Genomic DNA, 24,349 nt, shown 5'->3' on the forward strand with positions numbered 1-24,349 from the left:
CCTTTACTGCGCGACTCTAACTTGCCTGCACCGTCAGAAAAGGCTCAGAAGTCCGGTGACCGGCGAGACGAGGTCGTGTCCGAACTGCGTCACCTTCGTGGCCACCTTGCCCGCGCCGAGAGCACCGATCCACTTCGACTGGCCGAAGGTGAGCAGGCCCAAAGCGGCGCTCGCTGCGGACTGCTTGAACTCGGAGCTCGTGAATCCGTAGCCGATGCCGGTGAACAGGGCACTGAGCCCACCGAGCGCGACCGAGGCCTCGCCGAAGGCGCCCGCGGCGGGTTCGAGTAGCGGGAAGGCGAGACCGGCCAGGCCGAGACCGGCGGCGATGAAGCCGGTGCCGATGCTCAGATCGTTCGTGGCGTTCGCCAGCCAGCGGGCGTCCTTCTTCCACCACGGAAGACCGCCCTTGACGGAGTCGTTGTCGGCGGTGTCGGCCGGATTCGTCCCGCTCGCCTTGGCCTGCCGCGCCGCCTCGGCCGCCTTGCGGGCCTTCTCCGCGAGCTCGGCCTTCCGCTTGGCGACGACGATCCTGTTCGCCTCGCTTGCCGCGGCCGCCGCGGTCTGCGCGTCCTGCTTCGCCTGGATGGCGGAAGCCCGGGCGGCGTTGGCGGAGGCCTGGGCGGAGTTGGCGGATGCCCTGGCGTTCTGGGCGGCGTCCACGGCACGGTTGGCGGAGTAGTTCGCCGAGCGCGCGGCCGTGCGTGCCTTGGCGGCAGCCTGCTTGGCCTGGTCGGCCGAGGCCTGCGCGCTCTGCGCCGACTTGTCGGCCGCGTCCGCGTTCGCGTTCGCCTGCTTGGCGTAGTCGTCGGCCTTCTTGGCCGACTGCGTGGCCTTGTTCGCCCAGTCCGACGCCTCCTGGGCCGCGTTGCGGGCCTTCGCCGCGGCCTCCTGGGCGCGGTTCGCGTTCTCCGCCGCCTTGTTCGCGATCTTCGAGGCAGCGGCGATGGCGCCTTGGACGGCCGCGATGTGGGCGGCGGAGTCGTAGTCGAGCTGCGCGGTCCTGTACTGCACCGAGGCGATGAAGTTGCGGCGCATCCACGCCGGACCCTCCATCGCGACCTGCGCGTGAGCCTTGGTGTACGGGCCTCCCTTGTCGATGAGGGCGGCGGTGGCGACCGCGTCGTCGTCCCGCATCGCTGTCTCGTACCCGGTGCTGAGGAACTGGTGCAGGGCTTCGGGAGTGTCGGCGTCGAGCGCGTCGTTCGCCGCCTTCTTCACCGCGCTGCCGGGGGTGCCCGCCAGGACACGGGAGATCATGACCCGGTTGTCCGCGGCCGCGGCCGTGATGACGCCGGAGCTGAGGAAGGTCGTGCCGGCGTCCGGGTCCTCGTCCGCCAGTGCCACGGCCGCCGCGTCGGCCACGTCGGGGGAGGAGACCTGGGCGATGTAGAGGGACGTCTCCAGGTCGTCCTGCCGCTGTGCGAGCCGGCGGTCGGCGTCGATCCAGCGGTGGACGTCGGCGTCGGCCCCGGACAGGGCGAACCGTGCGGCCTCCCGTGTCCAGGTCCCGGTGGCGTTCATCAAGGCGATGGCCGCCTTGCGCCCGAGCGTGGCGGACAGGCCCAGGTCGCCGCCCCGAAGTGCCGTCTCGGCCTTCGCGACGAGGTCCTGCGTGGCCTGCGTGGCCTGCGCGGCCTGCGTCCGCTTCTCGGCGTACTCCGCCCGCTCCCCGTCCTCGATCTGCGCGAGCAGGCGGGCCTCCTCCAGCGCCTGCTTCGTGTCCTCGTCGAGGCGCTGCCACTCGGCGTCCCGCGCCTGCTGTTCCACCGTGACCGCCTTGTTCACGGCGTCGATGGCGGTGTTGGCGGCCTTGGTGGCCTCGTTGGCGAAGCCGGTGGACTTGTTGGCGTAGTCGATCGCCTTGCCCGCGTACTTGACGGCCCACTCGGCGGCATCCGCGGACTTGTCCGCGTGGTCGGCGGCGCTGTTCGCGGCGTCGCGTGCGGCGGCGGCCGCCGCCGACGCCGTGTCGGCCAGAGCCTGGGCGGTGCCGGCCGCGTTGGTGGCGATCTGGGCGTTGGTGCCGGCGATCTGCGCCTGCCGCTTGGCCTCCGCGGCCTCCGCCTCGGAGGCCCCCGCGGCGGCGGCTGCCGCGGCGGAGGCGGACGCGGCGGCAGCCGCGTTGCGGGCCGCGGACGCGGCGGAGGCGCTGGCCGCCTTGGACTGGTCCGTGGAGACCTTGGCGGCGTCGGCGGCCTTCGCGGCACTGCGGGCCTTGGCAGCGGCGTTGCGTGCGGCCACGGCGGCGTTCTTGGCGGCGGTCGTCTTGGTGGCGTCCTTGGACGCGGCGATGGCGGCGTTGTACGCCTGGGCGGCGGCGTTGCCGGCGGTGGCGGCCGCCTGACTGGCTGCCGTGGCGGCGTAGGCGGCGCGGCGCGAGGCGTCGACGGCGGCGCGGGAGGCGCGGATGGCGACCCGGGCCGAGTCCGCCGCGCCCTGAGCGGCCTGCGCCGCCTTGCGGGCCGCCTGGCCCGACTTGATCACGTCCTGCTGAGCCGCCTGGGCCTCGGCGGCGGCCTTCTCGGCGGCCTCCTTGGCCTTCTCTGCGGCCTCCGTGGCGCGAGCGGCGGCCTCCTGGGCCTCCTTCGTCTTCGCGTCGGCCTTCTTGCCCTCGCGCTCGACGACCGCGACGAGTTCGTCGATGGTTGCGGACTCCTGGTCACGGGCGCGGGCGATGTGCTGGCCGGTGTCGAGGAACCACTCGACGTCCTCGGCGGTGCCGGACAGCGCCCGGGTGGCGTACTTCTGCACCTCCGGGCCCGCGTTGACGGTGAGCCTGGTGGCCTCGAAGCGCATGTCCTCGTCGCGCGCCGTGTACTGGCCGTCGAGCAGGTACTGCTCCAGGGCGTCCTGGGTGCCCGTGCTCAGCGCCGTGTTGCCGTCCCGGTTCACGGCCTTGCCGCCCGTGGCCATCACCGTGGTGGTGGCCACGCGCAGGTCCTCCAGGACCGCGCTGTGGAAGCCCCCGTCGAGGAAGGCGGCGATGTCGGCGTCACCGCCGCCCAGGGCCGCGGCGGCCTCCCGCCGGACACCCGTACCGCCTCCCGCCAGGGAGGTGACGATGGCGACGCGGTTGTCCTCCGCCGTGGCCTTGGGAAGGTCCACCGTCAGGAAGGTCTGGATGTCGGTGTCGGTGCCGCTGAGCGCCGCTTCCGCGGCGGCGCGGGTGGCGGGGCCGCCCAGCAGCCAGGCCTGGACGGTCTTCGCCCGGTCGGTTTCGGGCAGGTCGAGCGGGTCGCCGTCGTCACCGTCGGACGGAGGGGCGTCGGCCCAAGCCGCCACGGGGTTGAGGACGAGGCTCGAGGCCGCGGCGACGGCTGTGGTGGCCGCGAGGGCGCCGAGCACACGCCGCCGACTCCAGTAGGTGGTGTCCAAAGTGGTCCTTCGGTTGGGTGCCCGACGGCTGCGCACTTGTGACGGCGAGCCGCCAGGCAGACTCGTGGTCCGCCGTGCACATGTCCCTTTGGGGGTGCGGAAGTTCGGGCTTGCGCCAGGGACACGACAAAGCGCTCAGAGATCTTACATAAGTGAAGAGATGGTTGACTATGGGTTTGCTCTTGGTGGACGAACGATAAAGAACGCGTGGGTGTTTGGACCAATTTGACGAGCTGTCACCTATTTATCGAGTGGCGTGAAAGGTGAACGCGCGGTAAGCAGCGACAGGTTCACCGACGCCGACCTCCGCCGGGGCGGAGAGCCGTGTGGGCGGGTCGGCTCGCCCCCGGCGCCCGGAACCCGATCGCCGTCCCGGCGCCGAGTGCCGCTTCCCCTGCACCCGTCGGCGATCCCGTCCGCCTGCCGGACCGATGCGCGCCGCCGGTCCCTCTTCGCGTAGATTTCGAGGGGCAGGTGAACCGATGCGAGGGGACAGCAGGCAAGGTGTCAGGGGCAAGGCAGGCAGTGAGCGAGGCCCACAGGATCGTCGTCAAGGTGGGCTCGTCGTCGCTGACCACGGCCGCGGGCGGGCTCGACGCCGACCGTGTCGACGCCCTCGTGGACGTCCTCGCCAAGCACCGCAAGCAGGGGGTGCCCCGAAGGGTCTCGGTCGAGGCGGGTGGGAGACGGGTGGGCGGGGGAGAGAAGGAGATCGTCCTCGTCTCCTCCGGCGCCATCGCGGCCGGCCTCGCCCCCCTCGGGCTGCGCCGCCGGCCCCGGGATCTGGCCAGGCAGCAGGCCGCCGCCAGCGTCGGACAGGGCCTGCTGGTGGCCCGCTACACGGCGTCCTGCGCCCGCCACGGCATCCGCGTCGGCCAGGTGCTGCTCACCTCCGACGACACCAGCCGCCGCGCCCACCACCGCAACGCCTCCCGCACCCTCGACAAGCTCCTCGCGATGGGCGCCCTGCCGGTCGTCAACGAGAACGACACGGTCGCCACGGACGAGATCCGCTTCGGCGACAACGACCGGCTCGCCGCGCTCGTCGCCCACCTCGTCCACGCCGACCTGCTGGTCCTGCTGTCGGACGTGGACGGTGTCTACGACGGGGACCCGAGCAGGCCCGGCACCTCGCGGATAGCGGAGGTGCGGGGGCCGGAGGACCTCGCGCACGTGGAGATCGGCAGCGCGGGCAAGGCGGGCGTCGGCACCGGAGGCATGGTCACCAAGGTCGAGGCGGCCCGGATCGCGGCGGCGGCCGGCATCCCCGTGGTGCTCACCTCCGCCGTGCACGCCGCCGACGCCCTCGCGGGCCGCGACACGGGCACCTACTTCCACCCGACCGGCAAGCGCTCCGCCGACCGGCTGCTGTGGCTGCAGCACGCCTCCACCCCGCAGGGCGCCCTCATGCTCGACGACGGGGCCGTGCGCGCGGTCGTCGAACGCCGCACCTCGCTGCTGCCGGCCGGTATCGCGGCGGTCGAGGGCGAGTTCGCCGCGGGGGACCCCGTGGAACTGCGCGACAGCCAGGGGCGGGCGGTGGCGCGCGGGCTCGTGAATTTCGACGCCAAGGAGATCCCCCGGCTGATCGGCCGCTCGACGCGAGAACTGGCGCGCGAATTGGGCCCCGCCTACGAACGTGAGGTCGTCCACCGGGACGACCTGGTCCTCCTGCACCCGTAACGGCTCGAAAAGCCCGCATCGCGGGCCGGTCCGGCGGGGGACGTTCCGTAAAACCGCCCCGCGGACCCGTGCGGCCTGCTCAACTTTGTCTCGGGAACCCATTCCGCACGAGCCCGGACACGAGCACTGCAAAGGAGGCCGTCGTGAGACGAGTGCGCCCTGGAGCGGCGACGTCCCGCGGTCGTGGCACCTCCGGCACCGTTCGCGGCGGTGTCCCCCGTGCGGCGGGCGAGGAGCGCGCACTGACCAGCGTCGCGGCCGGTCACGCCTGCGACGAGCCCGGCGATGTCCCCCGTCTGTGGCATGTCACGCTCAGCCTCGCCGGGGACGAGGCGCCGCTGACCGAGGTACGGCGCGCCCTGGAACAACTCGCCCACGACCACCCCTTCCTGCTGACCAGCCGCTATGCGGGCGACCACGCGGAGATCCGCTACTGGGAGGAGGCCCGCGACCTGCACGACGCCGCCGCGGTCGCGCTGCGGCTGTGGGGCGAGCACCGCCGCAGCGCGGGACTCCCGCCCTGGGAGATCGTCGGCCTGGAGGTCATCGACCGCGACACCTACCACCAGCGGGTCGCCGAGGGGCAGGGGCCGCCGCGGGCGACACCGGTCGGAGTTCACCCGTTTTGAGGGCGTCTCGGGGTGTAAGACGTGCGCCGGTCGGCCGCGCCCGGCGCACTACCCTTCCCTCATGACCACGCTCCTGCCGTACGACTCCATGTCCCCGGTCGCCCAGACCGCCTACCGGGCCCGGGCCGCCGCCGCCGACCTCGCGCCGCTGCCGCGTGCGGACAAGGACGACGCGCTGCTCGCCGTCGCGGACGCCCTGGAGGTCCGTACGAGTGAGATCGTCGAGGCGAACGCCAAGGACATCGCCAAGGCCCGCGAGGCCGGCACCAGCGAGGCGATCATCGACCGGCTGACCCTCACGCCCGAGCGGATCCGCGCCATCGCCTCCGATGTGCGGGACGTCGCCGCCCTGCCCGACCCGGTCGGCGAGGTCGTCCGCGGCTCCACCCTCCCCAACGGCATCGACCTGCGCCAGGTCCGCGTTCCGCTCGGTGTCGTCGGCATCATCTACGAGGCCCGGCCGAACGTGACGGTCGACGCCGCCGCCCTGTGCCTGAAGTCCGGGAACGCGGTGCTGCTGCGCGGCTCGTCCTCGGCGTACGAGTCGAACACCGCCCTCGTACGCGTGCTGCGCGACGCGGTGGGCGGCGCGGGGCTGCCCGCCGACGCCGTCCAGCTCGTCCCCGGGGAGAGCCGCGAGTCGGTGCACGAGCTGATGCGCGCCCGCGGTCTGGTCGACGTGCTCATCCCGCGCGGCGGCGCCTCCCTGATCCGCACGGTGGTGGAGGAGTCCACTGTCCCGGTGATCGAGACCGGCACCGGCAACTGCCATGTCTACGTCGACGCCCAGGCCGACATCGACATGGCGATCGAGATCCTGATCAACTCCAAGGCCCATCGGGTGAGCGTGTGCAACGCCGCCGAGACGCTCCTCGTCCACCAGGACATCGCCCCCGAGTTCCTGCCGCGCGCCCTGGACGCCCTCGCGGACGCCGGGGTCACCGTGCACGCCGACGCGCGGGTGACGGCCTACGCCAAGGACTCCCGGGCCACGGTGGTGGAGGCCACGCCGGAGGACTGGGACACCGAGTACCTCTCGTACGACATCGCCGCCGCGGTCGTGGACTCCCTGGACAAGGCCGTGCAGCACATCCGGCTGTGGAGCTCCGGTCACACCGAGGCGATCGTCACCACCTCGCAGCAGGCCGCCCGCCGATTCACCCAACTGGTCGACTCGACCACGGTCGCCGTGAACGCCTCGACGCGCTTCACCGACGGCGGCCAGTTCGGCTTCGGCGCGGAGATCGGCATCTCCACGCAGAAGCTGCACGCCAGGGGCCCGATGGGCCTGCCGGAGCTGACCAGCACCAAGTACATCGTCACCGGCGACGGGCACGTACGGCGCTGAGCGGGCGCTCAGTCAGGGGCGGTCCGTCGCCCTCGGCAACCACCTGTGAATCCCGTCTCGCCAGGCGGTTGAATTTCCTTACCGTCTGCCCAAATTGACCCCTCAGGTCTACTCTGGATCCGTGCCGGAGGACGTGGGGGGCACGCCGTTCGCTGACGGCCGGGAGCCCGACGACGACCGCGACCGCGGAGGTATGGACGAAGAGTTCGCCTCCGTGGTCTTCGACGAGGCCTTCGTACGGGCGGCCGTGGTCCACGAACCGACAGCCGTGGAGAGACTCCTCGCCGCCGCACAGGCTCGCGCGGAGGCCCAGGAGGCCGAGGCCCGCCGGGCGCACGGCCGGGGCACCCACGGCGACGACGGATTCGGCCCCGACGAGGACGCCGTCTTCGCCCACCACCGCGAACTCGACGACCTGGACGACGCGGAGTTCCCGGAAGGCCGTTACGGCCCGTCGGGCTACTGGGGCAGGCCGTACGGCAAGGGCGCCCGCTGGCACCGTCCGGTCGCCTGGATGCTCGCCCTCGTGATGGGTATAGGCATGGTCGCGCTGGCCTTCACCGCGGTCTACCGGGGCGGGGCCGCGGGCCGGCAGGAGGTCCCGCCGACCGCCCCGACGGGTCTGGAGCAGGGCCAGGGCACCAGTGTCGGCCCGGGCCCCTCGATCTCCGCGGAGAGCTCACCCCCGGCCTTCTCGGCCGTACCGCGGACGCCCTGAGATCTCCTCGGGATTCCGTTCGAAAACCTGGTGAGAACCTGTCAGAAGTTGTCGTGTACCAGGGCGTTTACCGGAGCTCCGGGAGACCTACTCTGAAAGTATGGGCGGGCCTGGAGACCCACCTGAGGGGACGCCCGAGGGTGCTCCCGGTGGTGGCGAGGACGAGTACCGATCCGTCGTGTTCGACGAGTCGTTCGTCCGTGCTGCCCGTCTCCAGGAGTACTCCGCGCAGGAGCGCATGGCCGACCACGCCCCGGCCGTCCGACGCCGTCCGCCGCTGCACCGCGGACTGCCCCGGCAGGCGCTGGTCCTCGTCCTGCTGATCGCCCTCGCCTTCGGCACGGCCGTCTACATGGGAGTGCGCCACCCGTCACAGCTGCCCAAGGCCCAGATCGTCGAACAGCTGCGGATGACGGTGATACCGCTGGCCCCCCAGTCCGCCGTGCCCGGCGCCACGAACCCCGAGGCCCTGTACGACCACAGCCCCGCCGCCCAGTTCCGCATCGGCGCCGATGGCTTCACCCTGCCCCCGATCCGGCGCACCGCGCACTTCTCCGAGAGCCAGGTCGTCGCCGCCGTCACCATCGCGAAGGACTACCTCGTGGCGTCCTCGCTCGACCCGGACGTCCTCACCGGCGACACCGTGCGCGGCGTGCGCCTCCTGGTCGCCCCCCAGCAGCTCGACCAGTTCGACCAGAGCTTCTACCGCCCGGCCGCCGACGGGCGGCACTCGCCCACCGGCTGGCTCGTCCGCTTCGACCCCGCGCACGCGCAGCTGGCCGACCACCGGATCCGCGTCCAGGGCACGCTCCAGGCGGTGGAGCCCAGCTCCGACGCCCTGGAGGTCACCGCCGACCACACCCTCGTCTACGCGCTGAAGCCGGCCGCCGCGGATGCCAGGGCGAAGGCCTCGCTGGTCATCGTGCGGCGCGAGCTGACCTTCCGCTTCGACCGCGACGACCTGCGGACGCACCAGGCCGAGCTGCTCACCTCGTACGTCCAGGCGGGCCCGCTCGCATGCGGCGGGGACACCGCGGACCACCTCAGCCCGCTGCTCGCGGGGCAGATCGCCAAGGCGGGTGCACCGCCGGGCACCAACCCGTACGAGACAGACAGCGCCACGGCCCTGTGCGGCACCATGTCCTCCGGCGCGCAGCCGAGGGTCTGAGGCCGGGGAGACCCCGCGGAAGGCATCCCGGCCCCGACGGATGCCCCAGGGGCCCCAGCGGGCGCCCAGACCCCGGGCGGGGCGCCCGGAGCCGTGCCCGGCCCGCCCGGGCTCAGCCCTTGCCGCTGCCGGTGTCGTCGTCCGGGTGGCTGTCGCCCGGACGGCTGTCGTCGGGGCCGCCGTCCTCGTCACGGTGGTCGCCGTGGTCGTGCGGGGCGTCCTTGGGGGCGCCGCCCGCGAAGCCCGTGAAGCCGCGCCGTACCCGGCCCCCGAGGTCGCCCGCGCCGCCCGCCAGGTCGCTGACCAGCTTCATCAGAGGGTCCTTGGACTGCTTCACATCGTTCGCGTAGTGGGCGGCCGACTGGCGGAAGGAGTCCGACACCGAGGTGTCCTTGTCCTCGCTGCGCCGGTCGTAGTGACCGTCCATGATCCGCTGGTGGTCACGGGACGCGGCCCACTGCTTCAGCTCGGCCGCGCGGACCGCCGCGAAGGGGTGCGTACGCGGCAGGACGTTCAGGATCTTCAGCACGGAGTCACGCAGATCGCCACCGGCCTCGTACTCCGCGGCCTGCTCCAGGAAGGCGTCCACGTTCATCTCGTGCAGATGGTTGCCGCCCGCGATCTTCATCAGCCCGCGCATCGAGGCCTGAAGATCCTGCCCGACCAGGAGCCCGGCCCGGTCGGCCGACAGCTCCGACTTGCGGAACCACTCCCGCAGCGCGGTCACGATCGCCATGATCGCGAGGTTGCCCAGCGGGATCCACGCGACCCGCACCGCGAGGTTGGTCAGGAACAGCAGGATGGTCCGGTAGACGGCGTGGCCGGACAGGGCGTGCCCCACCTCGTGGCCCACGACCGCCCGCATCTCCTCCTCGTCGAGGAGTTCCACGAGCCCGGTGGTCACGACGATGATCGGCTCGTCCAGTCCGATGCACATCGCGTTCGGCTGCGGGTCCTGCGTGACGTACATCGGCGGGACCTTGTCCACGTCGAGGATGTGACAGGCGTCCCGCAGCATGTCGTTGAGGTGGGCGAACTGCGCGTCCGAGACCCGCACCGAGTCGGAGAGGAACAGCAGCCGCAGGCTCCGCTCGGGCAGCAGGCCGCTGAGCACCTTGAAAACCGTGTCGAAGCCGCTCAGCTTGCGCAGGGCCACCAGGGCCGAACGGTCCGCCGGGTGTTCGTACGTGCGTGAGGAGATCCCCGGAAAGCGCCGGCGCCGCCTGCTCGGCACGGTGCCGTGCCCCTGGCCGGACGGGTTCTGCCCAGGACCGTCGTCGGACATGTGTTCCCCCATGTGTCTGAAGGCCGGATGGTTCGCGGGTCCCTCGCAGATCGCGACCGCGCGATGAGCGACGACCCTATGTGCCCCCGAAGCGGAGTCCAGCCTAGGCGGAGATACCGTGGCAGGGCAGCACACCGTAAGGAGCGATCCCATGGAGCACATGCCAGCCGCCTGGCTCACCGAGGCCGCGCAGGCCGCAGATCGACAGGGCCCGGGCAATCTGCTCCGTGTCGTGCTGATCGTGATGATCCTCGGCTGCATCCTCACCGCGTGGTTCCTGCTGCGCGGCTACAAGCGCAAGTGACGGCCCGCGGGCGCACGGCCACCGACGGCCCGTGCCCCGCCCCGGCGCCGGAGCCGCCTGACCGGAGCCGACCTGCCCGGAGCCGGCGCGCGACGGCGGCGGCGGCCTGAACGGCGGAGTCGGCGTGATCGACGCGACGGCACCCGCATACGATGAGCCGACGTCTTTATCCCGCCCACACCGGATAGGTTCTGCTGAAGATGAGCTTCCACAGCACCGCTGCCCAGTTGGCCACCCTCGCCGAGGGCGAGACCGAGCGCCACGCGAGCATCAGCCCCTTCATGACGGGTGGCGCCGCCCTCGTCATCCTTCTGCTGCTGCTGTGGATCACCACCCGCTTCAACCGCGACCGCTGAGTCCGGCCCCGGGCCCGGCCCCGGCCGCCCGCGGGGACCTGTCGGCCGGTACCCGTCGGCCGGGCCGGTAGGGTCTGCACGCATGGGAGAGCACCACATGCCCACCGGTCTGGCGAAGGGCACGCGAACCGGCCCCGGCGGCGGCCCGTCCAACCCGGGCAAACGCCGGCTCGGCGTCATGGGCGGAACGTTTGACCCGATCCACCACGGGCACCTTGTCGCGGCCAGTGAGGTCGCCGCGCAGTTCCACCTCGACGAGGTGGTGTTCGTGCCCACCGGGCAGCCGTGGCAGAAGACCGACCGCAAGGTCTCCGCGGCCGAGGACCGCTATCTGATGACGGTCATCGCGACCGCCGAGAACCCCCAGTTCTCGGTCAGCCGCATCGACATCGACCGCGGCGGTCCCACGTACACCACGGACACCCTGCGCGATCTGAAGGCGCTGAACCCGGACACCGACCTCTTCTTCATCACCGGTGCCGACGCGCTGGGCCAGATCCTCACCTGGCGCTACACCGACGAGTTGTTCTCGCTGGCGCACTTCATCGGCGTCACCCGCCCCGGCCACACCCTGGCCGACCCCGGCCTGCCCGAGGGCGGCGTCTCGCTGGTCGAGGTTCCCGCGCTGGCCATCTCGTCCACAGATTGCCGTGCGAGAGTCGCCAAGGGTGATCCCGTCTGGTATCTGGTGCCGGACGGTGTGGTGCGTTACATCGACAAACGCCAGCTGTACCGCGGCGAGTGAGCCGAGAGGGGCACCGGTGAACGACCGATACGACGGGTACGCGGGCGGCGACCAGTACGAACTCGTCGGCTACGACGAGTTCGGGCAGCCTGTGTACCAGCAGGTGCCGACCCAGCGCACACCGCAGGGCTACGACCCTTACGGCACGCAGGCGCACCAGCAGCCCCAGGGCCATCAACAACCCCAGGGCTACGGCTACGACCCCTACGCGAGCGGCCCCCAGCAGCCCCAGCAGCCGTATCACCACGGCCAGCAGCAGCCCCCTTACGACACCGACACCGGCACGCAGCCGTCCACCGGGTCGTACGACGCCTACGCCCCGTACGGCACCACCACGGCCGGCGGCTACGACCCGTACGGCCGGGCCTCAACCAGCGGACAGCAGCCGCGTGTTGCCGAGCAGACCGCCTACATCCCCCAGCAGGCGGGCCCGGCCGACAACGACTCGGCCGACCCCGCGGGTGCCACCGAAGGCGGCGCGACCGGACGGTCCGGAACCGCCCAGAAGAAGCCGCACGGCGACCGCGACGCGGGCGACGAGCAGTTCGCCTTCGCCGAGGAACCCGACGGCGACTCCGAAGACGTCATCGACTGGCTGAAGTTCACCGAGAACCGCACCGAGCGCCGCGAGGAGGCCAAGCGCCGCGCCCGCAGCCGGGTCGTCGGCCTCGTCGTGGTCCTCGCCCTGGCCGCCGTCGGCGGCGTCGGCTACCTCTGGTACTCGGGCGTGCTGCCCGGCACCTCCTCCGGCGGCAAGTCCGCCACGACCACGGCCACCGGCGCCCAGAACCGTGACGTGCTCGTCGTCCATCTGCACAACACCAAGGGCGGCGGCACCTCCACCGCGCTGCTCGTCGACAACACCACCCTCAAGCAGGGCGCCACCGTCCTGCTGCCCAACTCCCTCGGGCTGACCTCCGACGACGGCTCCACGACCACCCTCGCCAAGTCGGTCTCCGACGACGGCTCCTCGGGCACCAGCGACGCCATCGACTCCGCCCTGGGCACCAAGATCGAGGGCTCCTGGCGCCTCGACACCCCGTACCTCAACAACCTCGTCGAGCTGGTCGGCAACATCGAGGTCACCACCAACGCCGACGTCCCCGACCCCGACAGCAAGAAGAAGGGCGGTTCCCTCCTCGTCCACAAGGGGGAGGACCAGACCCTCAGCGGCAAGATGGCCGTCGCCTACGCCACCTACCGCGCCTCCGGAGAGTCCCAGGACGCCCAGCTGGAGCGGTTCGGCCAGGTGATGCAGGGCGTGCTGCGCAAGCTGTCCTCGGACCCGCAGGCCGCGACGACCACCGTGCAGACGCTCGCCCAGATCCTCGACCCGCCCCTGACCGACAAGGACCTCGGCAGCTTCCTCGCCAAGCTCGCCGACCGCGCCAAGGAAGGCGCCTACAAGACCGCGCTGCTGCCGGTCGGGTCGGACGGCACCGTCGACAACAACGACTCCGTGGTCAAGACGCTGCTCGGCGGCACCGTGAAGAGCCCCCAGGCCGGCGACGCCGTCCGGGTCGGCATCCAGAACGCCACCGGCTCCAAGGCCACCGCGGCACAGGCCCGCGTCGCCCTCGTCAACGGCGGCTACACCTTCGTCGACGGCGGCACCGGAGCCGTCCAGGCCGCGTCCCGGGTCATCTACGCCGACGACGGCGACAAGGAGAACGCGATCGAGGTCGCCAAGACCCTCGGCCTGCCCACCAGCGCCGTGCAGAAGGGCAAGGTCGCCTCGAACGCCAACGTCTCCGTCGTCCTCGGCCAGAACTACAAGGCGGGCTCGTGACGGGGGCCACACTCCGGGCGCAGGGCGTGCCCCGTTAATCACATGCGGTGCCGTCGGCGGTCCGTGAGACCCTTGAGGTATCACTGACCGCCGACCGAAAGCCTCGTAGTGACCGCCACGGACCGTTCTCTGGAGCTCATCAACGCCGCCGCCCAGGCGGCGGCCGACAAGCTCGCGCACGACATCATCGCCTACGACGTCAGCGATGTGCTGTCGATCACCGACGCCTTTCTGCTGGCCTCGGCGCCCAACGACCGCCAGGTCAAGTCGATCGTCGACGAGATCGAGGAGCGGCTGCTCAAGGAGCTCGGCGCCAAGCCGGTGCGCCGCGAGGGCGACCGCGAGGCCCGCTGGGTGCTGCTGGACTACGTCGACATCGTCGTGCACGTGCAGCACAGCGAGGAGCGCGTCTTCTACGCCCTGGAGCGGCTGTGGAAGGACTGCCCCGAGCTGGAGCTGCCCGCCGACGCCCGGGCCACCCGCGGCAAGGCCGAGGAGCACGCCCGGCTGCAGGCCGCCGGAGAGGCCGCCGCGCTGAACGCCGAGCTGGGCGGGGAACTGCGGTGACCGGCCCGGGCGCCGAGACCGGGAGGAAGGGCCGGGGCCGCCGGCTCATCCTCTGGCGCCACGGCCAGACGTCGTGGAACGTGGAGCGCCGCTTCCAGGGCTCCACGGACGTCGGGCTCACCGAGACCGGCGTCGGCCAGGCCCGCCGCTCCGCCCGCCTGCTCGCCTCCCTGAAGCCGGACGCCATCGTCGCGTCCGACCTCAGGCGTGCCGCCGACACGGCCGCCGAGCTGGCCGCGCTCACCGGCCTGGAGGTCACCGTCGACGAGGGCCTGCGCGAGACGTACGCGGGCGTCTGGCAGGGCCTGACCCACGAGGAGATCATCGCCCGCTACGGCGACGAGTACGCCGCCTGGAAGCGCGGTGAGCCCGTCCGCCGGGGCGGCGGCGAACTGGAGACCGAGGTCGCCGACCGCGCCGCCCCCGTGGTGCTGCGGCACGCCGAGAAGCTCCCCGAGGACGGCACCCTCGTCGTGGTCAGCCACGGCGGGACGATCCGCACCACCATCGGCCGTCTGCTCGGTCTGGAGGCCCGCCACTGGGAGAGCCTCGGCGGTCTCTCCAACTGCTGCTGGTCGGTCCTCGGTGAGGGCGTGCGCGGCTGGCGGCTCCTGGAGCACAACGCGGGCACCCTGCCGGAACCGGTCCTCGGCGACGACGACTGACACCGCCTCACGGGGCGCGCGACCCGGATTTCACTTTCCGGCAGGTCGCAGGCTAAAGTTCTTCTTGTTCGCCCCGCCGAGCGGAGCGAAACACCAAGCGGCTTCACCGCATGGTAGCGAGGGGCTATAGCTCAGTTGGTAGAGCGCCTGCATGGCATGCAGGAGGTCAGGAGTTCAATTCTCCTTAGCTCCACGGATCGACACTCTCGAGTGTCAGAGATCGACAGAAGATCCCGTCCCACGAGGGGCGGGATTTTTTCTTGCCGGATATCCGGCCGAGCGTCACGTCCCGCTGTGTTCCGCCTCACACCGACCGGGCCTGATCCGGTGTCACCTCCCAGGTGAGGCGGAGAGGACGCGACGAGCGGGCGGTTCGGCCGGCCCCGGGCCGCGGTCCCTCGGCACACCGTTCTCGAACCGGCTTGAGCACTTGGGGCCTCCGGGGCGTATACCTCTACGGACGCGCTCCTCCTGTGCACGTACGCGCTGGCCCCGGCGGCCACGCCGGGGGCCGTGTCCGGACTGGTACGAAGGCGTCGCTGACCGTATTGGTCCGGCCGTGGCAGAATCAAACGGCCGGAAGGGGGCGCGGCCCGACGGGAGGGAGTAGCGATGCCTGCGAGCATCCGCGGGGAGGTCCACGATCTCTCCGCAGTGGCGGTGGCACGTCGGAATGCGACCCTCCTCGACTGCCCTTACTGCGGCTCGTCCCATGTCGCCCAGGTCCTCGGCGACAACGGTGGCATCTCGTACGTGTGCACGGCCTGCGGCCACAGCTGGAGCTGATCGATGGGTGCACACAGGCGGAAGTGCGACTGGTGCGGCAGCGGCACACCGATCGTGCGGGACATGGAGCCGGTCAACCCGGACTACCAGTACTGGTGTGAGGAATGCGCGCGGGCGCTGATCATAAAAGGCGACCCGATCGAGACCTACCGGGAGCTGGAGGGCGAGCCGATCTACGGCCGCCTCCTCGACGAGCACTGCACGCTCAAACGCTTCTACTCGTTCGCCACGGCTTGACCCGGGGCGCGCCCGGCGACGGCCGCCGGCCCGCGTTCGCGCGCCCCAGGGAAACGATTTGGTGTTCCACCCGGTGGACCGTGTAATGTTGGCGTCGCCGCCAGGGAAACCGGGCGACACGGTGAACATCCGGTTCCGCCGGGTGGCCACGAGGGGCTATAGCTCAGTTGGTAGAGCGCCTGCATGGCATGCAGGAGGTCAGGAGTTCAATTCTCCTTAGCTCCACAGGATTTGAAGGCGGTCCGTCCGATCAGGATGGGCCGCCTTCGTCGTATGGGCCGCCCTTCGTCCCATGGACGCTGCCGGCCTCGTCGGAGGCGCCCCGCCCCCGCCCTGTGAGCCCGTGGAACGCCGTCGGCGGGCCGCCCCCGAGAGGGGGCGGCCCGCCGACGGCGTTCTCGCGTCCGTACGGGTCCGTAGGCGTCCGTACGCGTCCGTGTCGGGCTCAGCGGCCGAGGGCCCGGCGGCCGCGCCCCTGCGACAGCACCGGGAGGTTGCTGCGGGACGGCGCCGACCGGGTGTCCTCCTCGATCCGCAGCGCGAGCGCGGGACAGCGGCGCACCGCCCGCAGCGCCTTGGCCTCGGCGTACAGCGGCACCGGCGCCTGGGCGACCGTGGGGAAGCCGTCGGCGCCCAGTTCGAAGACCTCCGGGAGGATGTCCGCGCACAGGCCGTGGCCGCGGCACAGCGTCCAGTCGACGTAGATCTTCTGCCGGCTGGCGCCCGCCTCGGGCTCGGCCTGGCCGCCGCCCGGGATCCCCGAGGGGGCCCGGCCGCCCTCGAAGAGCGGCAGCACGCCCTCCACGGGCCTGCCGCAGCCGTTGCCCAGGACATGCGCCGCGAGGTCGTCCGTGAAGGCCTTGATGGTCGACTCCAGGAACATCGCCGAGCCGTCCGGGTGCGAACAGGCACCACGTCTCTTCACGGCCTTGGCGACCTGCTTGAGGGCCTCCAGGGCGGCCGGACCGCCGCCGTTGAGGATGTCCTCCATGCCGCGCGCCGCGGCGGGCAGTCCGAGGTAGCAGGGGCCGCACTGGCCCGCGCTCTCCTCGGCCAGCCACTTGGCCACCTGCAGGGACTCGCCGAGCGGACAGGTGTCCTGGCTGATGGGCAGGATCGCGCCGGCGCCGAGCGCGCCGCCGACGGCGTCCAGGTTGTTGCGCGAGACGATCGCCTCGTTGACGGTCGCCGCGTCGATCCACTTGCCGTGGTAGCCACCGGTCAGCACGCCCTGCGGAACCGGCGGGGCGCCGGCCAGCTGGAGCACGTACCGCAGCGGCACGCCCGTGGGGACCTCGACCACCATGGGGCGGTTGACGGCACCCGAGACGGTGAGCATCACGGTGCCCGGCTCGTCGTACAGACCGGTGTTGCAGTAGCGCTCCGCGCCGATCCGCGCGGCGATCGCCAGCTGTGCGAACGTCTCGGCGTTCGACAGCAGGGTGGGCGCGCCGCCCACACCGCTCTGGGAGGCGCTGGTCTTGCGGCCGGGCGGGATGGCCGGCCCGCCGTCGATGGAGCGGATCAGCGACGCGGCGGCGCCGGTGACCATGCGCACCGGGTTGCGCTGCACGCGCGCGCGTATCGGCGCGCCGCGGCGGTCGCTGAGGCCCCGCTCGGCCAGCGCCTGCTCCATCGAGCGTTCGGTGGAGGCCCGGGTCACGCCGACCACGAGCTGCCGAGCGCCGAGGGCCTCGGCGACCAGCAGCGCGCCGTCCAGGATGAGGTGCGGGGCACGGTTGATCAGCACCGTGTCCTTGCGGCAGGCCGGCTCGTCCTCGCTTCCGTTGACGACCACCACGGGCCTGATGCCCCGCCGGATCGCCGACTCGGCGACCGAGCGCAACTTCTTGTGGAAGGGGAAACCGGCGCCGCCGCGCCCCTTCAGGGAGATCTGCTCGGCCAGCTGTGCGAGCTGTTCGCCGCCCACCGGTTCGAGCGGGCCGTGCACTTTGAGGTGCATCGGAAGGTCGAGTCTCTCGACAAGGTCAAAGCCCGACGTGAGCTGCGGAAGTCCGACCACGCGGACTTCCGGGACGTCGGGCAGGGCCTCGTTCACTTAAAAACCTCCGGAAGGCGCGTTCCAGGGTTCGCCGGCCCCCGGCGTGGAGCCGGGGAGCGTTTCCGTCGCGGGACCGCTGTTGTACGTGTTGTTCGAGTTGTACGTGCCGTAGGCGGCGTTCGTCTCACCCGTGTCGTACATCTCACCCCCGCCGTACCCGTTGTATCCCGAATTGCCATAGGCCGGGATGTTGTTGTAGCCGGTGTCCTGGAGCGGGTCGTACGCGGAGGGCGGTGCCTCGCCGACGGGCGGCGGGGAGGGGATCGGCCAGCTGCCGGAGGTGCTGCTCGCTCCGTCGATCCGGGGCATCGCCTCCGTGACCTGCATGTCGAAGCGCTGGGTCGCGTCGGGGCTCATCGGGCCCTGTGCGGTCGGGGTGCCCGACATGGCCCGGTAGGCCGCCGCGAAGCCGTTGCCCTGCTCCGGGGTCATCGTGCGGGCCGGAGGGGCGTCGTAGAGGGGCGCGGAGGGCTGCGGAGGAATCAGACCCTGGCCGGCGCCGCCACGGCTCGCGGAACGCGCTCCCAGGCCCGCCAGAGCGGCCGCCGCCTCCGCGTTGCGGGCGCGGCTGGCGTCCAGCTCGTCCCGTCCGTACCGGTTGTCGGTCCCGATGATCGCGAAGATCTGGTCGGCGACCTTGCGCTTGAACGAGCGCGGGGCCGCGCGCAGACCCAGCGCCGCCATGACGCCGAGCAGGCACAGCTCGTACGACACCATGAAGAACGGCTTCGCCGCGCGCCCCGCGTACAGGCCGTGGACCAGTGCGGCGCACCAGGACGGGTAGGCCAGCATGTGCATCGCCCGCCAGCGGGCGGCGACCGGCGCCGGGGCGGCGAAGTTGCTGCGCAGGGCGCCGGTGACGCCGACGAAGATCATGAGCAGTCCGGCCAGGGAGCCGAGGCCGATGAGCCCGCCCGCGCCGCTGATGCCCGTGCTGAAGGGGATCAGTGCGGCGATCAGCACGGTGTGGTCGAGTGCGAGCTTGACCGTGACGTGCACCAGGAGGAACACGATCGAGGCCACCGCGGTGGTCCGGTGCACGGCCTGCGCCACGATGCGCTGGCGGATGTTGAGGAAGATCCGGTCCTGGGCGACGAGTCCCCAGATCACGGAACAGCTGAGGGAGACGAGCGAGAGCACGCCCGCTCCGAAGTTGAGGAAGTCCCGGACTGCGTTCCCGCCCGCGAGCACGATGACGGGTATCAGCAGCAGGACCACAGCCGACGCCACGCCGTAGGCCGAGCGGCCCGGCTTGGGTAGCGAGCTGTTACTACGTGGAGGGTTCATGGGGGCAACTCCGAACAGTTTCGGGAAGGCGGTCCCGCTGCCGCACTCTAAGGGGCTCCAAACCGAGCAGTACGAGGTTTGAGTTATTGCGTTGTTATCAAGAGGTGGCGGCGCGGTAGTGTTGTCCGATTAGCTGCTGTTACGCGAAGTAACCAGTTGAACTTTGTTCAGCTTTTCGGGACCTTCACAACCAGACCGTCGGTGACTGAGTACGGTTCCGCTCCCCGTTGAGTTCAGTCACCTTCGCACGCGGGCGTGCCGTCCCCGGCCCGTCGCGGTGCGCTCGGGCGCTGGGGTACCCTAGCGCCATGCGTGCCGTACGCCTTCTGCTTAGCGGGCCGCGCTGATCAGTCCCGACCACCGGTGCATCGGATGGTCGGCATCGGCGCGGCGTCCCCTCCTGTGCGAGGGGATTTTTCGTTTCTTGGATGTCACAGCCGCAGGCAGAGACGATCGATGGAGCTTTGAGGACCATGAGCGAGACGAACCCCGCTGCCACCGCCGCCGCGTCGGCGGAGGCCGCGCCGCACCGCTACACGGCCGCCATGGCGGCCGAGATCGAGGCACGCTGGCAGGACTTCTGGGACGCCGAGGGCACCTACGAGGCGCCGAACCCCAAGGGTGACCTGGCCGGCGACCCGGAGCTGGTCGCCAGGCCCAAGAAGTTCATCATGGACATGTTCCCGTACCCCTCCGGTGCGGGCCTGCACGTCGGTCACCCCCTGGGCTACATCGCCACCGATGTCTTCGCCCGGTTCCAGCGCATGACCGGCCACAACGTCCTGCACACCCTGGGCTTCGACGCCTTCGGCCTGCCCGCAGAGCAGTACGCCGTGCAGACCGGCACGCACCCGCGCGTGTCCACCGAGGCCAACATCGAGAACATGAAGGCGCAGCTGCGCCGGCTGGGCCTGGGCCACGACAAGCGCCGGTCGTTCGCCACGATCGACCCGGACTACTACCGGTGGACCCAGTGGATCTTCCTGCAGATCTTCAACTCCTGGTACGACGAGGAGGCCCGCAAGGCCCGCCCCGTCTCCGAGCTGATCGCCCAGTTCGAGTCCGGTGAGCGCGCCGTACCCGGTGACCACGGGCGGGCGTGGAACGAGCTGACCGCCGCCGAGCGCGCCGACATCCTGAGCGAGTACCGCCTGGCCTACGCCTCCGAGGCCCCGGTCAACTGGTGCCCCGGCCTGGGCACCGTCCTGGCGAACGAGGAGGTCACCGCCGACGGCCGCTCCGAGCGCGGCAACTACCCGGTCTTCAAGGCCAAGCTGCGCCAGTGGAACATGCGCATCACCGCCTACGCCGACCGGCTGCTGGAGGACCTGGACGGGCTGGACTGGCCCGAGGCCATCAAGCTGCAGCAGCGCAACTGGATCGGCCGCTCCGAGGGCGCCCGCGTCGACTTCCCGATCGACGGCGAGCACATCACGGTCTTCACCACGCGCCCCGACACCCTGTTCGGCGCGACCTACATGGTCCTGGCGCCCGAGCACCCGCTGGTCGACAAGTTCACCCCGGCCGCCTGGCCCGAGGGCACCCACGAGGTGTGGACCGGCGGGCACGCGACCCCGGCCGAGGCCGTCGCCGCGTACCGCTCGCAGGCCGGGGCCAAGTCCGACGTGGAGCGGCAGGCCGAGGCCAAGGAGAAGACCGGCGTCTTCACGGGCGCGTACGCGACCAACCCGGTCAACGGCGACCGCATCCCCGTCTTCATCGCGGACTACGTCCTGATGGGCTACGGCACCGGCGCGATCATGGCCGTCCCGGCGGGCGACCAGCGCGACTTCGAGTTCGCCCGCGCCTTCGAGCTGCCGATCCACTGCATCGTCGAGCCGACCGACGGCCGGGGCACCGACACCTCGACGTGGGAGGACGCCTTCGGGTCGTACGACGCGAAGATCATCAACTCCTCCAACGACGACATCAAACTGGACGGTCTGAGCGTCACCGACGCCAAGGCGCGCATCACCGAGTGGCTGGAGCGCAAGGGCATCGGCCAGGGCACCGTCAACTTCCGTCTGCGCGACTGGCTGTTCAGCCGCCAGCGCTACTGGGGCGAGCCCTTCCCGATCGTCTACGACGAGGACGGTGTCGCCCACGCGCTGCCCGAGTCGATGCTGCCGCTGGAGCTGCCCGAGGTCGAGGACTACTCGCCGCGCACCTTCGACCCGGACGACGCCGACACGCAGCCCGAGACCCCGCTGTCGCGCAACGAGGAGTGGGTCAACGTCACCCTGGACCTGGGCGACGGGCCGAAGAAGTACCGCCGCGAGACCAACACCATGCCCAACTGGGCCGGTTCCTGCTGGTACGAGCTGCGCTACCTGGACCCGCACAACAGCGAGAAGCTGGTCGACCCGGAGATCGAGCGCTACTGGATGGGCCCGCGCGAGGGCATGCCGCACGGCGGTGTCGACCTGTACGTCGGCGGCGCCGAGCACGCCGTGCTGCACCTGCTGTACGCGCGCTTCTGGTCCAAGGTCCTGTTCGACCTGGGCCACATCTCGTCGCCCGAGCCGTTCCACAAGCTGTTCAACCAGGGCATGATCCAGGCCTACGTCTACCGCGACAGCCGTGGCATCGCGGTGCCGGCCGCCGAGGTGGAGGAGCGCGACGGCGCGTACTACCACCAGGGCGAGAAGGTCACCCGTCTGCTGGGCAAGATGGGCAAGTCCCTGAAGAACGCGGTCACTCCGGACGAGATCGCCGCCGAGTACGGGGCCGACACGCTGCGCCTGTACGAGATGGCGATGGGCCCGCTGGACGTGTCGCGGCCGTGGGACACGCGCGCGGTGGTGGGCCAGTTCCGGCTGCTGCAGCGGCTGTGGCGCAACGTCGTCGACGAGACGACCGGCGAGGTGACCGTCGTCGACGCCGAGCCCGACGAGGACACCCTGCGCGCGCTGCACAAGGCGGTCGACGGTGTGCGCCAGGACCTGGAGGGGCTGCGGTTCAACACCGCCATCGCCAAGATCACCGAGCTGAACAACCACCTGACCAAGGCATATGGGGGTGGGGCCGCAGGCCCCTCGGTTGAGGGTGGTGGGCGACGGGCGGGCGGGGCGCTGCCGCGTCCGGTCGCCGAGGCCCTGGTGCTGCTGATCGCGCCGCTGGCCCCGCACATCGCCGAGGAGCTGTGGCGCCGGCTGGGCCACACCGACTCGGTCGTCCACCGGGATCTGCCCGTCGCGGATCCGGCGTATGTCGTGGGCGAGACCGTGACCTGCGTGGTCCAGGTCAAGGGCAAGGTCAAGGCGCGCCTGGAGGTTCCCCCGTCGATCTCCGACGAGGAGCTGGAGAAGGTGGCGCTGGCCGACGAGAAGGTCGTCGCCGCGCTGGGCGGCGCCGGGATCCGCAAGGTGATCGTGCGCGCGCCGAAGCTGGTGAACATCGTCACGGCGTAGCCTCCGGCGGCCGGTCGGGTCCGTGACGGTCACCGCCGTGGCCGGGGTGCCGGTGTCGGCATCGCGGTGCCGGTCCCGGCGGTGGTGCCGACCGGTGTCGGGGTGGTTCCCTAAGGGCAGGTTCGGGGTTCTGACGGAACCCCGGACCTGCCTGCTGCGTTTACCGTGGAGAGCGGTGCAGCCGCCGTCATGGCCGGCCGGAGGAGGAGCGTCGTGGAAACCGTGTTGATCGTCATCGCGCTCCTGTTCGTCCTGTGCGTCGTGCTCGGGGCGTACGCGACGGTGAAGGCGGTCGGCGCCGCCAAACGCGGCGTGGACCGTACGATCGCCCAGGCCCGGCGCACGGTCGAGGACACCACCCTGCGGGCCAGAACCCTCGCCCAGCCGGGTCCGGCGGGTGAACTCGCGCAGCTCCGCCTGACGCTGCGCATGTCGATGCGGGCCACCCAGGACGCGTTGCACGCGGGGGTCACCGAGGACGAGTCGCTGAAGGAGTCGCTGGGCCTCTTCGAGCGCCTCGACGTGCACGGACGCGAACTGGACGCCGAACTGCGCCGCCTGGAGACCGAGCCGGACCGGGGCACGCTCGCCTCCCGGCTGCCCGACCTGCGCGAGCGCACCGAGCGGATCACACGGTCCGCGGACGCGCTGCGCTGGGCGGCGCACGACCGGGCCCGCCGGTTCGCGGACGACGATCTCGACAGCCTGAGCGCGCAGATCGACGTGGAGGCGGGCGCCCTGCGCCACTGGACCAAGGAGCGGCCGGCGTCGTCCGCCACCCCCTGGCCGGAGGCACCGGCGCCCGAGGCCGCGGCCGCCGACCGGCAGACCTGGCCGGAGACACCCGAGTCCCGTGCGGCGCACGAGTCGTCCCGGCCCGCTCTCACCCCGCCCGGACAGCGGCCCGTACACCCCTGGCAGAGGAAGCACCGGCCCGAGAGCACCACATGATTCCGCCAAGGTACGACCAGCTCGGAGGGGGCGGACTGCCCCCCGCGCATTTCGGCAGGTAATCTCCAGCACATGTCCCGCCATGTCGCTGTCGTCACCGATTCAACGGCCTATCTGCCGCCGTGGACGATCGAGCGCCACGGCATCACCGCGGTGCCGCTCACGGTGGTCCTGGGTGACCAGGCGCTCGAGGAGGGGACCGAGATCTCGGCCCGCTCCCTCGCCCAGGCCCTGCAGAAGCGACGGCCCGTCACCACATCACGGCCCAGCCCCGAGACGTTCGCCGAGACCTACCGCAGGGTCGCCGAGGCGGGCGCGACCGACGTCGTCTCGCTGCATCTGTCCTCCGAGCTCTCCGGCACGTACGACGCCGCCGTGCTGGCCGGGCGCAACGCGCCGGTGCCGGTACGGGTGGTGGACACCGGGATGGTCGCGATGGCCCTCGGCTTCTGCGCGTTGGCCGCAGCCGAGACCGCGGAGGCGGGGGGCACGGTCGACGAGGCGGTCACCGCCGCACAGAAGCGGGCCGCGGACACCTCCGCCTACTTCTACGTCGACACGCTGGACTACCTCCGGCGGGGCGGCCGGATCGGGGCCGCACAGGCGCTGCTGGGCTCGGCGCTCGCGGTGAAGCCGCTGCTGCAGCTGAACGGCGGACGCATCGAGCTCCTGGAGAAGGTGCGCACCGGGTCCAAGGCGATCGCCCGCCTGGAGGAGATCGTGGCGGAGCGCGCGGGCAGCGGGCAGGTCGACATCGCGGTCCACCATCTCGCCGCTCCCGAGCGGGCGTCGGTCCTCGCGGACCGGCTGACCACACGGGTGCCCGGTCTGGGCGATCTGCATGTGAGCGAGGTCGGCGCGGTGATCGGGGCGCACACGGGGCCCGGCCTGCTCGGGGTCGTGGTGTCGCCGCGCTGAGGGTCCATCCCTCGCGCGGGTGACGGAGTTATCCACAACTGGCAGGTAATCCCCGGGAATTGA

Annotated in this window: 20 protein-coding genes and 2 tRNA genes; 18 read left to right on the forward strand and 4 right to left on the reverse strand. The window is 71.4% G+C overall.

Features of this window, described 5'->3' with window-relative positions; translation table 11 throughout:
• Positions 1-33: 33 nt before the first annotated feature.
• On the reverse strand, positions 34-3,378 hold the full coding sequence (locus tag ACFY2Z_RS21510; protein ID WP_390745703.1) for an ALF repeat-containing protein: 3,345 nt from the start codon (positions 3,376-3,378) through the stop codon (positions 34-36).
• A 525-nt stretch (positions 3,379-3,903) separates the two neighbouring features.
• Between ACFY2Z_RS21510 and proB the strand changes: the two genes are divergently transcribed.
• From proB to ACFY2Z_RS21535, 5 genes are all read left to right on the forward strand, one after another.
• On the forward strand, positions 3,904-5,061 hold the full coding sequence (gene proB, locus ACFY2Z_RS21515) for a glutamate 5-kinase (protein ID WP_390745704.1): 1,158 nt from the start codon (positions 3,904-3,906) through the stop codon (positions 5,059-5,061).
• Positions 5,062-5,204: 143 nt separating this feature from the next.
• Positions 5,205-5,690 (forward strand): hypothetical protein, encoded by a 486-nt coding sequence (locus tag ACFY2Z_RS21520; protein WP_390745705.1) that lies wholly within the window; start codon positions 5,205-5,207, stop codon positions 5,688-5,690.
• 61 nt (positions 5,691-5,751) lie between these two features.
• The gene (locus ACFY2Z_RS21525; protein WP_388966676.1) at positions 5,752-7,038 is read left to right on the forward strand and encodes a glutamate-5-semialdehyde dehydrogenase; all 1,287 of its coding nucleotides are present in this window, start codon (positions 5,752-5,754) and stop codon (positions 7,036-7,038) included.
• A 94-nt stretch (positions 7,039-7,132) separates the two neighbouring features.
• Positions 7,133-7,756, forward strand: a complete 624-nt coding sequence (locus tag ACFY2Z_RS21530) for a hypothetical protein (RefSeq protein WP_390745706.1) — start codon at positions 7,133-7,135, stop codon at positions 7,754-7,756.
• 100 nt (positions 7,757-7,856) lie between these two features.
• Complete coding sequence (locus tag ACFY2Z_RS21535; RefSeq protein ID WP_390745707.1) at positions 7,857-8,924, forward strand: hypothetical protein; 1,068 nt, start codon at positions 7,857-7,859, stop codon at positions 8,922-8,924.
• A 112-nt stretch (positions 8,925-9,036) separates the two neighbouring features.
• Here the strand turns inward: ACFY2Z_RS21535 and ACFY2Z_RS21540 are convergent, their stop codons facing one another.
• Positions 9,037-10,209 (reverse strand): M48 family metallopeptidase, encoded by a 1,173-nt coding sequence (locus ACFY2Z_RS21540; protein ID WP_390745708.1) that lies wholly within the window; start codon positions 10,207-10,209, stop codon positions 9,037-9,039.
• A 151-nt stretch (positions 10,210-10,360) separates the two neighbouring features.
• On the opposite strand from ACFY2Z_RS21540, the gene ACFY2Z_RS21545 reads away from it, so the two are divergent.
• The 10 genes from ACFY2Z_RS21545 to ACFY2Z_RS21590 all read left to right on the forward strand — a co-directional run bounded on the left by ACFY2Z_RS21545 (position 10,361) and on the right by ACFY2Z_RS21590 (position 15,883).
• Positions 10,361-10,513 carry a hypothetical protein gene (locus tag ACFY2Z_RS21545; RefSeq protein ID WP_390745709.1) on the forward strand — a complete coding sequence of 51 codons (153 nt, stop codon included), beginning with the start codon at positions 10,361-10,363 and terminating at the stop codon, positions 10,511-10,513.
• 200 nt (positions 10,514-10,713) lie between these two features.
• A complete protein-coding gene (locus tag ACFY2Z_RS21550) occupies positions 10,714-10,869 on the forward strand; it encodes a hypothetical protein (protein ID WP_355919806.1) in 156 nt (51 codons plus the stop codon).
• 82 nt (positions 10,870-10,951) lie between these two features.
• Entirely contained in the window at positions 10,952-11,614 is a 663-nt protein-coding gene (gene nadD, locus ACFY2Z_RS21555; RefSeq protein WP_390745710.1) for a nicotinate-nucleotide adenylyltransferase, read from the forward strand.
• Between the two features lie 16 nt (positions 11,615-11,630).
• Positions 11,631-13,403: an LCP family protein gene (locus ACFY2Z_RS21560; RefSeq protein ID WP_390745711.1), complete on the forward strand. Its 1,773-nt coding sequence runs from the start codon at positions 11,631-11,633 to the stop codon at positions 13,401-13,403.
• 108 nt (positions 13,404-13,511) lie between these two features.
• On the forward strand, positions 13,512-13,970 hold the full coding sequence (rsfS, locus tag ACFY2Z_RS21565) for a ribosome silencing factor (RefSeq protein WP_390745712.1): 459 nt from the start codon (positions 13,512-13,514) through the stop codon (positions 13,968-13,970).
• A complete protein-coding gene (locus ACFY2Z_RS21570; protein ID WP_390745713.1) occupies positions 13,967-14,635 on the forward strand; it encodes a histidine phosphatase family protein in 669 nt (222 codons plus the stop codon). The genes rsfS and ACFY2Z_RS21570 overlap by 4 nt, the downstream gene beginning before the upstream one ends.
• Positions 14,636-14,755: 120 nt before the next feature.
• Positions 14,756-14,828, forward strand: a tRNA-Ala gene (locus tag ACFY2Z_RS21575).
• A gap of 419 nt (positions 14,829-15,247) precedes the next feature.
• Positions 15,248-15,421, forward strand: a complete 174-nt coding sequence (locus tag ACFY2Z_RS21580; protein ID WP_390745714.1) for a hypothetical protein — start codon at positions 15,248-15,250, stop codon at positions 15,419-15,421.
• Between the two features lie 3 nt (positions 15,422-15,424).
• The gene (locus tag ACFY2Z_RS21585) at positions 15,425-15,658 is read left to right on the forward strand and encodes a hypothetical protein (RefSeq protein WP_016643127.1); all 234 of its coding nucleotides are present in this window, start codon (positions 15,425-15,427) and stop codon (positions 15,656-15,658) included.
• Positions 15,659-15,810: 152 nt separating this feature from the next.
• Positions 15,811-15,883 (forward strand) — tRNA-Ala (locus ACFY2Z_RS21590).
• Positions 15,884-16,103: 220 nt separating this feature from the next.
• Here the strand turns inward: ACFY2Z_RS21590 and ACFY2Z_RS21595 are convergent.
• Both ACFY2Z_RS21595 and ACFY2Z_RS21600 read right to left on the reverse strand, forming a co-directional pair.
• Positions 16,104-17,717, reverse strand: a complete 1,614-nt coding sequence (locus ACFY2Z_RS21595; protein WP_390745715.1) for an NADH-ubiquinone oxidoreductase-F iron-sulfur binding region domain-containing protein — start codon at positions 17,715-17,717, stop codon at positions 16,104-16,106.
• Positions 17,718-19,007 carry a cytochrome b/b6 domain-containing protein gene (locus ACFY2Z_RS21600; protein WP_390745716.1) on the reverse strand — a complete coding sequence of 430 codons (1,290 nt, stop codon included), beginning with the start codon at positions 19,005-19,007 and terminating at the stop codon, positions 17,718-17,720.
• A 473-nt stretch (positions 19,008-19,480) separates the two neighbouring features.
• On the opposite strand from ACFY2Z_RS21600, the gene leuS reads away from it, so the two are divergent.
• From leuS to ACFY2Z_RS21615, 3 genes are all read left to right on the forward strand, one after another.
• The gene (leuS, locus tag ACFY2Z_RS21605; RefSeq protein WP_390745717.1) at positions 19,481-22,417 is read left to right on the forward strand and encodes a leucine--tRNA ligase; all 2,937 of its coding nucleotides are present in this window, start codon (positions 19,481-19,483) and stop codon (positions 22,415-22,417) included.
• 189 nt (positions 22,418-22,606) lie between these two features.
• On the forward strand, positions 22,607-23,368 hold the full coding sequence (locus ACFY2Z_RS21610) for a hypothetical protein (RefSeq protein WP_390745718.1): 762 nt from the start codon (positions 22,607-22,609) through the stop codon (positions 23,366-23,368).
• A 72-nt stretch (positions 23,369-23,440) separates the two neighbouring features.
• Positions 23,441-24,286, forward strand: coding sequence for a DegV family protein (locus tag ACFY2Z_RS21615; RefSeq protein ID WP_390745719.1), 846 nt, complete (start codon positions 23,441-23,443; stop codon positions 24,284-24,286).
• The last annotated feature ends 63 nt before the right edge of the window (positions 24,287-24,349 follow it).

It is taken from the genome of Streptomyces sp. NPDC001222 (assembly GCF_042896945.1).
Taxonomy (GTDB): Bacteria; Actinomycetota; Actinomycetes; order Streptomycetales; family Streptomycetaceae; genus Streptomyces; species Streptomyces gibsoniae.